This is a genomic window from Arthrobacter sp. SAFR-044, assembly GCF_051965175.1.
Taxonomy (GTDB): domain Bacteria; phylum Actinomycetota; class Actinomycetes; order Actinomycetales; family Micrococcaceae; genus Arthrobacter.
Window position 1 is genome coordinate 1 of sequence record NZ_JBQCMK010000010.1, and the last position, 13,957, is coordinate 13,957.

Annotated in this window: 18 protein-coding genes; 6 read left to right on the forward strand and 12 right to left on the reverse strand. The window is 66.2% G+C overall.

What is annotated here, in order from left to right; genetic code table 11:
* On the forward strand, positions 1-299 hold a 299-nt coding region (locus ACTHQS_RS15440; protein ID WP_440170624.1), incomplete at its 5' end, for a hypothetical protein.
* A 241-nt stretch (positions 300-540) separates the two neighbouring features.
* Here the strand turns inward: ACTHQS_RS15440 and rpsN are convergent.
* Genes rpsN through rpmB form a run of 3 tightly spaced genes read right to left on the reverse strand, consistent with a single transcriptional unit; the run spans position 541 to position 1,252 of the window.
* The gene (gene rpsN / locus ACTHQS_RS15445; protein ID WP_009358853.1) at positions 541-846 is read right to left on the reverse strand and encodes a 30S ribosomal protein S14; all 306 of its coding nucleotides are present in this window, start codon (positions 844-846) and stop codon (positions 541-543) included.
* A 2-nt stretch (positions 847-848) separates the two neighbouring features.
* Positions 849-1,016: a 50S ribosomal protein L33 gene (gene rpmG, locus ACTHQS_RS15450; protein ID WP_013602737.1), complete on the reverse strand. Its 168-nt coding sequence runs from the start codon at positions 1,014-1,016 to the stop codon at positions 849-851.
* Complete coding sequence (rpmB, locus tag ACTHQS_RS15455; RefSeq protein WP_015938871.1) at positions 1,016-1,252, reverse strand: 50S ribosomal protein L28; 237 nt, start codon at positions 1,250-1,252, stop codon at positions 1,016-1,018. The genes rpmG and rpmB overlap by 1 nt, the downstream gene beginning before the upstream one ends.
* A gap of 315 nt (positions 1,253-1,567) precedes the next feature.
* Here rpmB and ACTHQS_RS15460 point away from each other — a divergent pair, with 315 nt between their 5' ends.
* From ACTHQS_RS15460 to ACTHQS_RS15470, 3 genes are read left to right on the forward strand one after another with little or no spacing between them, the layout of a single operon-like run.
* The gene (locus ACTHQS_RS15460; RefSeq protein ID WP_440170626.1) at positions 1,568-3,034 is read left to right on the forward strand and encodes a ferredoxin reductase family protein; all 1,467 of its coding nucleotides are present in this window, start codon (positions 1,568-1,570) and stop codon (positions 3,032-3,034) included.
* The gene (locus ACTHQS_RS15465) at positions 3,031-3,573 is read left to right on the forward strand and encodes an FMN-binding protein (RefSeq protein ID WP_440170628.1); all 543 of its coding nucleotides are present in this window, start codon (positions 3,031-3,033) and stop codon (positions 3,571-3,573) included. Before ACTHQS_RS15460 ends, ACTHQS_RS15465 begins: the two co-directional genes overlap by 4 nt.
* On the forward strand, positions 3,557-4,384 hold the full coding sequence (locus ACTHQS_RS15470; protein WP_440170631.1) for an FAD:protein FMN transferase: 828 nt from the start codon (positions 3,557-3,559) through the stop codon (positions 4,382-4,384). The genes ACTHQS_RS15465 and ACTHQS_RS15470 overlap by 17 nt, the downstream gene beginning before the upstream one ends.
* Before the next feature lie 5 nt (positions 4,385-4,389).
* Here the strand turns inward: ACTHQS_RS15470 and ACTHQS_RS15475 are convergent, their stop codons facing one another.
* Positions 4,390-5,151, reverse strand: coding sequence for an SGNH/GDSL hydrolase family protein (locus tag ACTHQS_RS15475; RefSeq protein WP_440170633.1), 762 nt, complete (start codon positions 5,149-5,151; stop codon positions 4,390-4,392).
* 56 nt (positions 5,152-5,207) lie between these two features.
* A complete protein-coding gene (locus ACTHQS_RS15480; protein WP_440170635.1) occupies positions 5,208-5,693 on the reverse strand; it encodes a MarR family winged helix-turn-helix transcriptional regulator in 486 nt (161 codons plus the stop codon).
* Positions 5,694-5,752: 59 nt separating this feature from the next.
* Between ACTHQS_RS15480 and ACTHQS_RS15485 the strand changes: the two genes are divergently transcribed.
* On the forward strand, positions 5,753-6,058 hold the full coding sequence (locus tag ACTHQS_RS15485) for a YciI family protein (RefSeq protein ID WP_440170637.1): 306 nt from the start codon (positions 5,753-5,755) through the stop codon (positions 6,056-6,058).
* On the opposite strand, the gene ACTHQS_RS15490 is transcribed toward ACTHQS_RS15485, so the two are convergent.
* From ACTHQS_RS15490 to ACTHQS_RS15515, 6 genes are all read right to left on the reverse strand, one after another.
* Positions 6,055-6,918, reverse strand: coding sequence for an SGNH/GDSL hydrolase family protein (locus ACTHQS_RS15490; RefSeq protein ID WP_440170640.1), 864 nt, complete (start codon positions 6,916-6,918; stop codon positions 6,055-6,057). The genes ACTHQS_RS15485 and ACTHQS_RS15490 overlap by 4 nt on opposite strands.
* Before the next feature lie 207 nt (positions 6,919-7,125).
* Positions 7,126-8,178: a siderophore-interacting protein gene (locus ACTHQS_RS15495; RefSeq protein WP_440170642.1), complete on the reverse strand. Its 1,053-nt coding sequence runs from the start codon at positions 8,176-8,178 to the stop codon at positions 7,126-7,128.
* Entirely contained in the window at positions 8,175-9,002 is an 828-nt protein-coding gene (locus ACTHQS_RS15500; protein ID WP_440170644.1) for an ABC transporter ATP-binding protein, read from the reverse strand. Before ACTHQS_RS15500 ends, ACTHQS_RS15495 begins: the two co-directional genes overlap by 4 nt.
* 1 nt (position 9,003) lies before the next feature.
* A complete protein-coding gene (locus tag ACTHQS_RS15505; protein WP_440170989.1) occupies positions 9,004-10,071 on the reverse strand; it encodes a FecCD family ABC transporter permease in 1,068 nt (355 codons plus the stop codon).
* A gap of 38 nt (positions 10,072-10,109) precedes the next feature.
* Entirely contained in the window at positions 10,110-11,192 is a 1,083-nt protein-coding gene (locus tag ACTHQS_RS15510; RefSeq protein ID WP_440170647.1) for a FecCD family ABC transporter permease, read from the reverse strand.
* 10 nt (positions 11,193-11,202) lie between these two features.
* Positions 11,203-12,288 carry an iron-siderophore ABC transporter substrate-binding protein gene (locus ACTHQS_RS15515; protein WP_440170650.1) on the reverse strand — a complete coding sequence of 362 codons (1,086 nt, stop codon included), beginning with the start codon at positions 12,286-12,288 and terminating at the stop codon, positions 11,203-11,205.
* A gap of 357 nt (positions 12,289-12,645) precedes the next feature.
* Between ACTHQS_RS15515 and ACTHQS_RS15520 the strand changes: the two genes are divergently transcribed.
* Positions 12,646-13,140: an FBP domain-containing protein gene (locus ACTHQS_RS15520; protein WP_440170652.1), complete on the forward strand. Its 495-nt coding sequence runs from the start codon at positions 12,646-12,648 to the stop codon at positions 13,138-13,140.
* A gap of 67 nt (positions 13,141-13,207) precedes the next feature.
* Here ACTHQS_RS15520 and ACTHQS_RS15525 read toward each other — a convergent pair whose 3' ends face one another.
* The gene (locus tag ACTHQS_RS15525) at positions 13,208-13,885 is read right to left on the reverse strand and encodes a hypothetical protein (protein WP_440170653.1); all 678 of its coding nucleotides are present in this window, start codon (positions 13,883-13,885) and stop codon (positions 13,208-13,210) included.
* Positions 13,886-13,957: the final 72 nt, after the last annotated feature.

Sequence of the window (13,957 nt, forward strand, 5' to 3'; positions counted from 1 at the left end):
GGCACAATCAACCAATTACATACATAATCGGTATCAACAAACTTGGCACACTATTGAGTTCTCAAACAACAGACACACCCGGCACCACCCAAACCCTCGTTCAGGATCGCTCCGGAGCAACTTTTCAAACTTACCCGATCCTCCACCGCGAAGCAAATCCATCTTTCAGGATCCGCATCGAATTGAAGACCGCCCCAACCGATTTCCAGCGCCCTAAAGAGCAACCAGATTTTGGCTTTGATTGGGGTTTTTGGCCACCCGGTGATCAGTTCTTCACTGTCTCCCCCGCGGCGACTTAGAAAACAATACACGCAGTCCGGGCCCACCGCAAACCGGCCCTCAGGGGGTAGGAAATCCCCGGGATTCCGGGGCGATACGCGTGGTGGGGCACCCAGGAAGCCAACCGGCGTCGGAATTCCACCCTGTGTGCTGCCGCACAGCCCACCGGACCGGCGCCCACCTGCCACGGCTTAACGCAGAAGGGCCGGCAACCCTAAGGTTGCCGGCCCTTCTCAAGCAGCTGGAATGAGCGGTGCTGGATTACCAGGAAGACTTGGTGATGCCCGGGAGTTCGCCCTTGTGTGCCATGTCGCGGAAACGGACACGGGAGATGCCGAACTTCTGGAAGGTGCCACGGGGGCGGCCGTCGATGATGTCGCGGTTACGCAGACGGATCGGGGACGCGTTGCGGGGCAGCTTCTGCAGGCCCAGGCGGGCTGCTTCGCGTGCTTCGTCGGTTGCGTTTTCGTCAACCAGGGTCTTCTTCAGTTCGAGGCGCTTGGCAGCGTAACGCTCAACGATGACCTTGCGCTGCTCGTTGCGAGCAATCTTGGACTTCTTAGCCATGTTTAGCGCTCCTCTCGGAATTCGACGTGCTGGCGGATCTTGGGGTCGTACTTCTTCAGGACCATGCGGTCCGGGTCGTTACGACGGTTCTTGCGGGTTACGTAGGTGTAACCCGTGCCCGCGGTCGACTTGAGCTTGATGATCGGACGTACGTCCTTGTCCTTAGCCACTAGAGCTTCACCCCACGAGCCAGGATCGAGGCGACGACTGCGTCGATGCCTCGTACGTCGATGGTCTTGATGCCACGAGCAGAAACCTGCAGCGTGACGTTACGGCGCAGGGACGGAACCCAGTAGCGCTTCTTCTGAATGTTCGGATCGAACCGACGCTTGTTGCGGCGGTGCGAGTGCGAAATGCTGTGCCCAAAGCCCGGCTCGGCTCCGGTCACTTGGCAGTGTGCTGCCATGACTTCTCCTCAAGAATTGAAAGTAATGATCCGCATATCTGCTGCTGGACCATGCTGCCAAGTGCGACCCACAGAATGTACGGGCAACGGTTAGTCACGCAACTTGAGCCCCTAACTACCGGCCACCCTGGAGAAAATTACCGGGCAACCGGAGCAATTGCGCACGCTCCGCGCACTTAGCGCCTACCAAGTCTACGAGTTGACGCAATTAAAGACCAATCGGGTGTATAAGAGGTACCCAAAGGCGGAAAGGTCACAGCCGCCGCTGACCCCTTTTCACAGCCTGGACATAGCTTCCCCACGCATGTTTGATCCATGAACACGCAGCTCCTGCCGGTATCACCGGCCGCAAGCAGCTCCGGCCGCCCGGAGCTTTCACCACCGAAGATACCCGCCCGCGGCTGGTTCGCCCGCCAGTATCGCCAGCGCATGCTGCGGACGGACTTCCTGACCGTCATTGCCTGGGCATCCGTGGCTGCCGCCATCGCCTTGTGGCTGGCCGACGGCGGTGCCACCAACATCACGTCGCCCGCCGCACTGTTCACGGCGGCGGGAATCGTGGCCGGGCTGGCGGGCATGGACCTGGTCCTGCTCATGCTGCTCCTGGCCGCAAGGATCCCTTTCATCGACCGCACGATCGGGCATGACCGGGCCCTGGAATTCCACGGCAAACTGGGCAAGCCCTCCCTTTACCTCCTGTTGGCACACGGCCTCCTGCTCGCCGTCGGGTACGGCATGGCCGAGGGACTGGACCCGGTCAGCGAATCCATCAACCTGTGGGTGCAGGTCCCCGATATGTGGCTGGCGTTCGTCTCCATGGCTCTGTTCATCGCCGTCGTGGTGACCTCCCTGGTGGCTGTGCGCCGGCGCTTCCCCTATGAGTTCTGGTACGTGGTCCACCTGCTGACCTACGCAGCAGTGGCAACGTCAATCCCGCACCAGTTCAGCGTGGGCGGCCTCTTTGCGGCCGGCACCTGGCAGCGGTGGTACTGGCTCGCCATCTGCATCTACACCGGCAGCGCCCTGGTGTACTTCCGCATCCTGGAGCCGGTGCTGGCCACCGCGCGCCACCAGCTGACGGTGGCCCGCGTGGAAGCTGTGGCTCCCGGCGTGGTGAACATCGTCATGAGGGGCCGGAAGCTGGACCAGCTGGCAGGGACAGGCGGACGCTTCTTCATCTGGCGCTTCCTGGCGCCGGGCATGTGGTGGCACCCCCATCCGTTCAGCCTGTCCGCGGAGCCCGTCGTCAACGGCCGGGACGGCCAGGGGACGCTGCGGGTCACTGTCCGGAACCTTGGCGACGGGTCCGCCCAGCTGCTCCGGCTGCGGAAGGGCACAAAGGTGGCCCTGGAGGGTCCCTACGGATTGCTCAGCACGGCAGCCCGGACGAAGAACAAGGTGGTGATGATCGGCGCCGGCATCGGCATCACCCCCCTGCGGGCGCTGCTGGAAACCACGCCCTTTGCTCCGGGCGAGGCGACCGTCCTGCTCCGCGGGCACACAGAAGAGGAGCTTTACCTGGGCAGCGAAATCCTTGACCTCTGCCAGGCCCGAGGGGTGCGGCTCTTCCACCTCACCGGGCCGCGGGGCCACGGCCGGTCCACTTGGCTTCCCGAGGACTCTGTGCGCCACGGCTACAGCCTTGCCTCCTATGTGCCGGACATCAGGGATGCGGACGTCTACGTCTGCGGCCCGGCGGCGTGGGCGGCCAACGTCATTGCGGATGCCGGGAAGGCCGGCGTCCCTGAGGAACAGATCCATCACGAAAGGTTTGACTGGTGAAAATTCGCGGAACAGTCGCAGCAGCTTTGGCCTCCGCCGGGATCCTCCTGGCCGGCTGGCAGACAGGCACCCAAGTCAACGGCATCAGCACCGTGGCATCAAGTACGACGGCGACAGGCACCACGGGTGCCACCGGCACGGGTTCGTCCGGCACGGGGACAGGTTCGTCCGGTTCGGCTGGGTCCTCGAGCTCATCGGGCACAACAGGTTCCTCCGGTACTACAGGTTCTTCCGGGTCCTCCGGGTCCACTAACTCCTCTGCCTCCGGCACCTACAAAGGAAACACCGTCCAGACCCGGTTTGGCCCCGTGCAGGTCCAGATCACGGTGGCGAACGGGAAGATCACCGATGTCACGGCGCTGCAGCTGACCAACACGGACGGCAAATCCATCCAGATCAGCAACCGCGCGGCACCCCTGCTCCGCAGCAAGGTCCTGGCGGCACAGTCGGCCGATGTCCAGACCGTCAGCGGCGCCACCATCACCAGCGACGCCTACCTCACCTCTCTCCAGGCAGCCATCGATGCAGCAAACCTCTGACGCACAGCCGGCAGCCACCGGCACGGTCCTCAAGGCCCGCACCTTTGAATGCATGGGAACGGTCATCGGCCTGACGATGCCGGTGGGCTCGCCCGCGGAAGGGCAGCCGGGGCTCGACGAGCTCGGTGCCGCCACCGCCGTCGTCGAACGCCTGTTCCGGGACCTGGACGAAACGTTCAGCCTGTACCGTCCCGATTCGGAGGCGAGCAGGCTGGCGTGCGGTGACCTGAAGCTGTCCCACGCCTCGGCGCAGATGCGCGAGCGGTACGCCGAGGCCCATGAGTGGCGCCTGGGTACGGAAGGGGCCTTCACCCCTGAAAGGCCCGACGGGGTGCTGGATCTGTCCGGGATCATCAAGGGCCATGCCGTCCGTGAGGCCGGGACGTCACTCCTCGCCCTAGGCCGGCGGGACTGGTGCCTCAATGCCGGTGGCGACGTCCTGGTCAGCGGCTCTCCGCACCCGGGCAGCGCTGAGCCTTGGAAAGCAGGCGTGGTGGACCCGGCGGACCGCCAAACGCTCATCACCGCACATCCGCTGGGCGGCACGGGGCGGCACAAGGCGATGGCCACCTCCGGCTCCGCTGAACGTGGCGAGCACATCTGGCGGGTGGGAAGCGGCACCCGTGACGCCGGGTTCGTCCAGGTCACCGTTGCCGCCGCTGATATTGTCACCGCCGACGTCCTGGCCACGGCCATCGTTGCCGGCGGAACGCCGATGCTGGACCGGGCCGCTGACAACTGGGATGTTGCCGTGCTGGCCATCCACGCGGACGGCTCGATGCTGGCGACCCCGGCGTTCCAGCCGGCGTAAAAAAGCTACAGCCGGGTGAGCTGGGGGTACCTGGGCTGCAGGTTGTCCCCGGAGGACTTGCCGGTGACACGGCGGACCACCCACGGCGCCGCGTACTCCTTGAACCACTGGGCGTTGACGCGAATGGCCTCGGCGCGGCTGAGTTCCGGGACCTGCGTCATGGGCGGGATGTCGATGGAGTGGTCGTACTTAAGGACCTCGAGAACCCGCTTGGCCATGTTCGCGTGGCCGGCAGCGGACATGTGCATCCGGTCGTGGGCCCACATGCCCCAGTCGTAATATTCGCTGAAGCGCCAGTAGTCCACCAGCAGGGCGCCGTGGTCCCCGGCGATGCCGCGGACCAGTTCGTTGTAGATGGCAGTGCGGCCGCGCATGGTGCCGAACACCTTCGAACCCCGGGCGTCGAAACCCGTGAACATCACCACGGTGGCGCCGGTGGCAGCGAGCTTCGCCACGGCGTCGTTGTATTCCACCAGGAGATCATCGATGTCCACGCGCGGGCGGAGGATGTCATTGGCGCCGGCGTAGATGCTCACCAGTGTGGGGTTGAGTTCGACGGCGGCGTCCACCTGCTCAGACAGGATCTGCCGGAGCTTCCTGCCGCGGATGGCTAGGTTGGCATAGCCGAAGTCCGGGTCGGCGGCGCAGAGCTGTTCTGCCACGCGGTCGGCCCACCCGCGGACGCCATTGGGACGTGCCGGGTGGTCGTCACCGACCCCTTCGGTGAAAGAGTCGCCAAGTGCCACGAATCGGGAAGTGAAATCCATCCGGTTAGTTTGCCGTCCGTTGCCGGGAGCAACCAATCGACCGGTATCTGCCCCGGTCAGCCCTGCTTCTCGCGCAGGATCCAGTGGTCCGTATCCAGCCGACCCACCACTTTCTCGCCGATCCGCGCCAGGTCCAGCACGTCCTGTTCGGTCAGGGCGTCGAGGAACAAGTCACGGACGTCTTCGACATGACCCGGGGCCAGGCCCACGATGGTGGCCATGCCTTCCTCAGTGAGGTGCGCGGTGGTCACCCGGGCGTCGGAGGGGTGCGGGCGGCGTTCCACCCATCCGCGCTTCTGCAGCTTGGTCACCACATGCGAAAGGCGGGACAAGGATGCACTGCTGCGGGCGGCGAGCTCGCTCATGGGCAGGAACCGGTCCTCAGCTTCGGACAGCATGGCCAGGACGGTGTAGTCGAAGAGGGACAGCTTTCCCGCGGCATGCAGCTTCGTGTCCAGGGCCGCGGGCAGCAGCGTATTGATGCTCACCAGTGCCAGCCAGGCACGGCGTTCGTCAGCGTTGAGCCAGCGGGGTTCGGTCATGTTCCCCATTCTACGATTGATCCTTCAAGTAGCTTGTGCGGCGCCGGTAGGCTTGCCCCATGTATGTTGTCTCCCTTACCTACCGTGTGCCCCAGGAGATCGTCGACTTCCACAACGACGCCCACATCGCCTGGCTGCAGAAGGCGTTCGACGACGGCGTGTTCATCGCCGCCGGCCGCAAGATTCCGCGTACCGGCGGGTTGCTGCTGTCGCAGGCCGAACGGGAAACCCTGGACGCGAGCCTGTCCCAGGATCCGTTCTACACCAACGGGGTTGCCGACTTCGAAGTAATGGAGTTCCACGCGGGCCGGGTGGCCCCGGGCTACGAAATCCTGCTGGACACCCCGCCGCAGCCCGCACCCTAAGGCGCGATGCCTTCGTAAGGTGCGCTGCCGCCGTCGGACGTTCCCGCGGCGAGCTTCTTCAACCCGCCCTTCCGCGGGACTTTGACCGGCTGGGGCCAGCGCGGGGTGAGGGTGTCCCCCAGCGTGACGCCACGGAGCTTGCGGCCGAAGAGCGGCAGGACCCAGTCGTGGACCCAGCGCCGCTGGCGCCGCTCCCACTCGCGCAGGCTGGGCCGGGCGGGCGGTTCCCAGTCCCTGGGCTTGATCTTGTGCGGCACGCCCAGCTGGTCCAGCACCTGCCCGGCAAGGTATTTGTGCCCGGCCTTGGACATGTGGAGCCGGTCCGAGTCCCACATCTGCCGGTCGTGGAAGGCGTCCAGGCACCAGTAGTCCACCAGCACGGCCCCGTATTTATCCGCGATGTCCCGGACGCGCTGGTTGTAGTAGGTGTTGCGCTTCTTCAGCGGTTCCAGCAGCGCGGACACCTTGACGTCGAATCCCGTGAAGAGGACCAGCGTGGCCCCGGTACCGGCCAGCCGGGCCACCAGCTGTTCGTAGTCCGCCATGAGCGCGGGCATGTCCGTCTTCAGGTCCAGGATGTCGTTGCCGCCGGCGTAGAGCGTAATCAGCGTTGGCCGCATCCGCAGCGCAGGTTCCAGCTGCTCGTCAACGATGTGCCGCAGCCGCTTGCTCCTGATGGCCAGGTTGGCGTACTTCCACCCTGGCTGCGCTTTGGCGAGCTTCTCGGCCACCCGGTCGGCCCACCCCCGCACCCCGTTGGGCAGCCGCTCATCCCGATCCCCCACTCCCTCGGTAAACGAGTCGCCAAGGGCAACAAACACCCGCCCGGAGTCAGGAAGCAAGGGATCACAGGGCACCACGCCAACCTAACCCCACCATAGAAAGCGCAGGGAAAGCCGAGGTAAAGCAATGGTGACGAACCCTTGCAGCCGGAGCCGGGGGCTTGCGTAGGAGCGCATCGCCGACAGGAGCGCAGTGAAGGCCGCCCGCGGCCGAAACGCAGCGGAAGGAGGTGTCTAAGCGACGGCAAGCCGCCGGTTCCGGCGTAGCCGGCAACGGTGCCGGGGCTACCCTTCGGCTTTGCCCTGCCGCCAGTACCCCATGAACGCCACCTGTTTCCGGTCGATCCCCACGTCACGGACGAGGTACCGCCGCAGCTCCTTGATAACCCCTGCTTCGCCCCCCATCCAGGCGTAGAAGGGCAGGGCACCAGTTGGTAAGTGCGGGTTCCTGGAGCCGCTGATGACCGAGGATTCCAGGCGTGCAGGCGTCTCCCAAAGGATGTCCACGTCCACGTTGACGTCATCGGGCTCAGGCCCGGCGCCGCCGTCGTCCGCCGTGATGCCCACCCAGCCGGGCACGGGGACGGCGTTGCGCACGGCCTCCTGCAGCAGCTGCCCGTGCGGCCGGGACCGTCCGATGGCGGCGCCGCGGGCCAGCCAGGTGATTTCGATGTCCGCCGGGGAGCTGAGTTCCAGGAAGTCGGCGGCCTGCGGGACCTCCAGGAAGGCGTGCCCGCTCATGTACGGCGGGAGGGTTTCGAGGATGGCGGAGAGGGCGGGAACAGCGGTTTCGTCACCGGCGAGCAGGACGCGCTGCGCCATGCCGGGGCGCCACTCGATGCCGGAATAGGTTTCCGCGGTGACGCAGTGCGCGGCGCGGTTGTTCGGGCCTATGAGGGTGAGCGGGTCGCCAGGTTTGGCCTTGGATGCCCAGTCCGCGGCCGGCCCGGCGTGTCCGTGGTCGTCGGCGTGCATCACGAAGTCGACGTCGATCTCCGGGTACACCGCATCCAGCCGCGCCTCCCGGACCGTATAGGTGCGCATCGATCCGCGAACGGCCGGGTCCATGGCCAGCCAGTCCCGGTACCAGCCCGCGTGGCCCGTGTCGAAGGCGGGGAGCGGAAGTTCCGCGCCATCCGGGGCCTTCGACGGGATCAGGAGTTTGATCCGCAGGTCCAGGGTCTCGCTGTGGACGCCGAAGTCACGCAGCGAGTAGCCGCCGAACGTGATCCTGCGGAACGTGGGGCTCAGCTGCTGGACAGCGGACACGGTCACCTCGAAGGCAAGGCTCATCGGCTGGGTGGCGGTTGGCTGCCCAGCGCTTTCCCGGGTCTTCATGAAACGAGCTCCAGTTCGGTGGTTGTGGCGTGGTGGCGGCCGATGGGAATGATCAGCGGGGTGCCGGAGACGGGATCCGGGATGACGCGGCTCTCCAGGCCGAAGACGTTCCTGACCAGGTCCTCCGTCACCACGTCCCCCGGGGAGCCCAGGGCCGCGACGGTGCCGTCTTTCATGGCGATGACGTGGTCCGCGTAGCGTGCGGCCAGGTTGAGATCGTGCAGGACGATGGCCACGGTGGTGCCGCGCGTGCGGTTCAGGTCCGTCACCAGATCCAGGACCTCCACCTGGTGCGCAAGGTCAAGGTAGGTGGTGGGTTCGTCCAGCAGCAGGACGTCGGTTTCCTGGGCGAGCGCCATGGCGATCCAGGCCCGCTGCCGCTGCCCGCCGGACAATTCATCCACGTTCCGCCCGGCGAGCTCCAGCGTTCCGGTGGCTTCCAGCGCGCGCTGCACCGCGAGATCATGTGGGGATGATTCCCCTTCACTCCAGCTGCGGAAGAAGCCCTGGTGCGGGTAGCGCCCCCGGCCCACCAGGTCGCGGACGGTGATCCCGTCCGGGGCGCTGGGGTGCTGGGGAAGGAGGCCCAGGGTGCGGGCCAGTTCGCGTGCCGGACGGGAATGGATGTCCTTGCCGTCCAGGGTCACGGCGCCGCCGGCGGGTTTCAGGAGCCGGGAGAGGCCGCGCAGCAGGGTCGACTTTCCGCAGGCGTTGGCGCCCACGATCATGGTCACCCTGCCTTCCGGGATTCCGACGCTGAGCCTGTCCACCACGCATCGTTGGTCGTATTTGAGCGTCAGGTCCTTGGCTTGGAGAACTGCCACGTCAGGCATCCTTTCGGTTGGCTGTGACCAGGAGCCACAGCAGGAACGGGGCGCCGAGCGCGCCGGTGACCACGCCCACCGGCAGGACGGTGCCGCCCAGCAACAGGGGCGCCAGGTTCGCGGCGAGGAAGTCCGCGGCCAGGACGATGAGAGCCGCCACAAAGGCCGACGCCGGCAAACTGGCTTTGCCGGTGAAGCGGCGGGCGATGGGACCGGCCAGGAAGGCGACGAACGAGACCGGCCCGGCAGCCGCCGTCGCCACTGCTGCCAGTGATACCGCGATGGCCACCAGTGCCAGGCGCGCGGTGTTGACCCGGACGCCCAGGCCGGCGGCTGCGTCATCCCCCAGTTCCAGGATGCGCAGCGGCCCGGCGATAAGCCCGGCCGCGGGAACCAGGACGGCGAGCGCGAGGAACAGGATCCCTGCGCGGTCCCAGTTGGCGGATTTCAGGGATCCGTTCAGCCACACCAGGGCGTCGGCGGCGGTGCGGATTTCAGCGCGCGTCATCAGGAAGCTGACCACGGCCTGCAGGGCGGCCGCGATCCCCACCCCTGCCAGGACCAGCCGGTTTCCGGCACCGGTTCCCCTGCCAATTCGGCGGGCTCCGCGGGAGATCGCGTAAATCAGGGCCGCCACGGCCAGGGCTCCCGCCAGCGCCGCCCCGGACACCGCGGCACCGGATACGCCGAAAACAACGATCGCAACAACCGCCGCCGCGCTGGCCCCGGAGCTGATGCCGATGACGTCGGGGCTGGCAAGGGGGTTGCGGAGCATGGTCTGGAACAGGGCGCCGGCCAGGCCGAACGCGATCCCGATCAGGGTGCCGATGACGGCACGTGGAAGCTTGTTCTCCATCACGATGAAGCTGGCGCCGGGAATCTTGATGCCGCCGGTGAGGTGGTTGATGACGATGGTGAAGAAATCCGGGATGGTCACCGTATAACTGCCCAGCAGGACGGACGCGAAGAACATCAGCAGCGCGGCTGCGGCGAGAATCCCCGTCCGGTTCACTCCGCGAGATGGCAGATAACCCCAATGTTTGGGCGGGGGACTGCTGCGAAGTGCCATCTCGCGGGGTTGGGTGGGGGTTGCAGTCTCCTTGGCACTCACAGCCCGGCCCCCTTGCCGCGGCGGACCAGCCATACGAACACCGGTGCGCCTACCAGGGCGGTCATGATCCCGGCCGGGACCTCACCGGGCAGCAGCACCACCCGGCCAACGATGTCCGCGCCCAGGAGCAGCGCCGGGGCGGCGACCAGGGAAAACGGCAGGATCCAGCGGTAGTCCGGGCCGGTGAGGAATCGGACGGCGTGCGGGACCACCAGGCCCACGAAGCCGATGGGCCCCGCCAACGCGGTGGCCGTGCCGCACAGCAGGACGACCCCCAGTGCCACCACGGCGCGGGACAGGCCCACCCGTTGGCCCAGGCCGCGGGCAATGTCGTCGCCCAGGGCCAGGTTATTGAGGCTCCGGCCGGCCAACAGCGCGATGAGCGCACCGGCTGCCAGGAAGGGCAGGCCCGGCAGGAGCACTGACCAGTCCCGGCCCGCGATGCCGCCCACCTGCCAGAAGCGGAACCTGTCCAGCGTGTCCTGGCTGGAGACGAGGATGACGTTCATGAGCGACGACAGCCCGGCGCTCAGCGCGGCTCCCGCCAGCGCGAGTTTCACCGGGGTGGCACCGTCCCTACCCAGCGAGGCGATGAGGTACACCACGACGGCGGCCGCGGCGGCCCCGGTGAACGCGAACCAGATGTAGCCGGTGAAGGTGGTGACGCCGAACACGTAGATGCCGGCGACCACCGCCAGGGCAGCTCCGGCGTTGACTCCGATGATGCCGGGATCGGCCAGTGGGTTGCGGGCAACACCCTGCATCGCGGCACCGGCCAGGCCCAGCGCGCCGCCCGCGAGCAGGCCAAGGACGGTGCGAGGGATGCGGGCGCGCACCACGGCATGGTCGCCATTGGCGGGATCGAAGGCCGTCAGGGGCTGCCACACGGTGCCGAGGGGAACGTCACGCGCGCCCACGGCCAGCGATATGCCGGCCAGGAGCACCAGCACGACGACGGCGGCCAGCAGCCAGGCGGCCCGCCTCCTTCCCGAAGCATCACCGCGGAGGGTGCCCGGGGCTGCCGTGGCCGACACCTGGGCGCCGTTGTCCGCTGGCGGACGCGCCGTCGTCGTACTCATGGAGGTGCGCCTACTCCACTGCATCCGCTGCCGTGGCCAGCTGCGGCAGGAACATGTCCAGGGACCACGGCAGGCTCAGCGGTGATGAGGCCGAGATGGAAAGGGTCAGCGTGTTGTCCGAATCGGCTACCAGGGCGCCGTTCTTGATGGCGGGGATCTGGCCCAGCAGCGGATCGGCCTTGATGGCGTCGGTGGTTGAGGCGTCCGGGACCCAAGTGACGAAGATGTCGGACTGGAGTTCGTTGGCTTTTTCGGCGGACCACGGAATGTAGAACCCCTTGGAGCCCTTGGAGTTGTCCGCCACCACCGGGGCCAGGGTCATGCCGATTTCGCTGAGGAAGCGGGGGCGGTTGTCGTTGGCGGTGTAGACGTTCACGCCGTCGCCCTTGGCGGGCTCCAGGTTGCCGTAGATGAAGCTCTTGCCTTGGATCTGCGGGTACTGGGCGACCTTGTCCTTGACGGTCGATTCGGTGTCGGAAACCAGTTTGGCGGCTTCGGCGTCCTTGCCCAGGGCCTTGCCGGTGATGGTGGTTGCGTCCTGCCAGGAGGTTCCGTAGGCCACGTCCGGCTGGGCCACCACCGGGGCGATTTCGCTGAGCTTCCTGTAGTCCTCTTCCGTGAGGCCCGAATAGGCGGCGAGGATGACGTCCGGGCTGAGCTTCGCGATCTCGGTGAAGTTGATCCCGTCCGCCTCGGAGTACTGGGCGGGAGCCTTGGCCGAACCGAATCCGGCGCCCAGCTTTTCGAGGGCCGCATCTTTCCAGGGGGTGGATCCCTTGTCGTTGCCGCCCCATTCGTTCTTGGGGACGCCCACCGGAACCACGCCCAGGGCGATGGCGACGTCGTCGTTCACCCAGGAGACGGTGGCCACCCGGGTGGGCTGCTTCTCAATAGTGGTGGTGCCGTACACGTGGTCGATGGTGACCGGGAACTGGGCGCTGCTGCCGTCGTTGCTTGCGTCCCCGACAGAGGAGGCGGGCCCCGTGCTGCAGGCGGACAGCGTGAGGGCTGTTGCGGCCAGCACTGCCGCAGCCTTACCGGCGGATGAGAAGAGGGTCCGCCGGGTTGGATGGCCGGGGAAGAAGGGGTTGGTCACGGGACTCCTTGGATCAAGCTGACGAAACTTAAGTAAGGCTAACCTATGTAAATGGCAATTACGCAACTGTTTTGTCACCTAATCCGCGTAGGGTGACGAAGGCGACACTGCCTGACCAGCTCCTTGAACAGGACCCGCATCATTTGGCAGGATGGCCCTTGCCGGTCCGGGCTTTAGGACACCGGATGGCTGAACAGGAACAGGACAACGGGAACCATGCGCACGCAGAAGGCCAGCTGGGCCGCCGCTGCCTTGGAGAGCGGGGTGGCCGCTTTGGCCTGCACCGCGGGAACTGACTGAATCCCCCGTTACCCTTGGCCCGGCTCCGGGCCGCCCACCTTCACGAAAGTTTCAGCCATGCAATCAGTCACACCCCAACAGATCCGTTCATCCTTCGTCAACGCCAGCCGGTCAGAAGCCGCAAAGCTGACGCTGCCCAGGAACTTCGACTCCCTGGACTGGGACAGCCTGGAGTTCCTGGGATGGCGCGATGACAAGATGCCGCTGCGCGGCTATCTGGTGGTTCCGGGACCTAAGGGCCTCACCGGGATCATGCTCCGCGCCCCCGAAGGAGGCGCCAAAAAGAACCGGTCGGTGCTGTGCGAGCTTTGCCGGGACGTGTTGTCCAAGGAGGACGTCCTCCTGTGGGTCGCCAAGCGGGCGGGCCAGTCCGGACGCAACGGCAACACCGTCGGAACCTTAATCTGTGCCGACTTCGTGTGCTGCGGCAACGTCCGCAGGGAACCGCCGGTCAATGAGATCAACCCCGATCCCGCCGCCGTGGTTGAACGCCAGATCAACGGCCTGCAGGACCGGACGGCGCAGTTCCTTGCGCGCGTTCAGGCCACGTAGAACGTCGGGCCAAGCAGGCGGGCAGGGAACCCCGTTCACTCCCTGAACGGGGTTCCCCGCTTGCCGGTCAGCGGTAGGAAAAGCTCATCAGCACCGACTTCAGCGTTTGGCCTTCAGCGCTCCAGTACCAGGCTTTCGCCGCATCATCATCGGCAAACGGCTGCCCGTCGAACAGGACGTCCGCGCTCAGGACCCGGTCGCCAAGCAGCACCGGACCTTCCCGCACCTGCCCGTCCGGGGAAACAGGCAGTCCGGCCGTGAGTTCCATGCGGTACCTTGCGGTGCCTTCACTGCGGTCCACGAAGAACGACGAATGCGGCGTGGGGACAGAATGGTCCCGGAGGCCCAGGACGGGGTCTGTTTCGATGACGGTCCGGGTGGCAGAGCCGGCCACGACGTCGGCGATTTGGCCGTAGTAGATGTTGATGCGGCTGTTTCCTTCGGTGTCGTGAACCGTGGCCGTTCCCACGTACGGAGTCTTCGACGGCTCGAAAACCTGCACCGTCCAGTCCGCCGGATGACTGAAGGACAGCCGGCCATCGGGAAAGGTGAAGGTTTCCGGACCCGCGGGAACCGGTGACGATGTGGCGGCGGGAACTACTGACGGAGCCGGGTCCGGGGCCACTGTGGAAATGGCGGCGGACGCCGGGGATGACCCGCCATCGCGCGGGGTCCCGTCGGCACAGGCCGCGAGGGGGAGCAGCACAGCAGCGAGCGTCAGCGGTGCAGATTGCAGGAGGCGCATGGGAATGCCTTTCAAGAGGACGCCATCGTTCTCTTGGGGAACAGCGCGGACCCAGCATCCAGCAGTACCTAT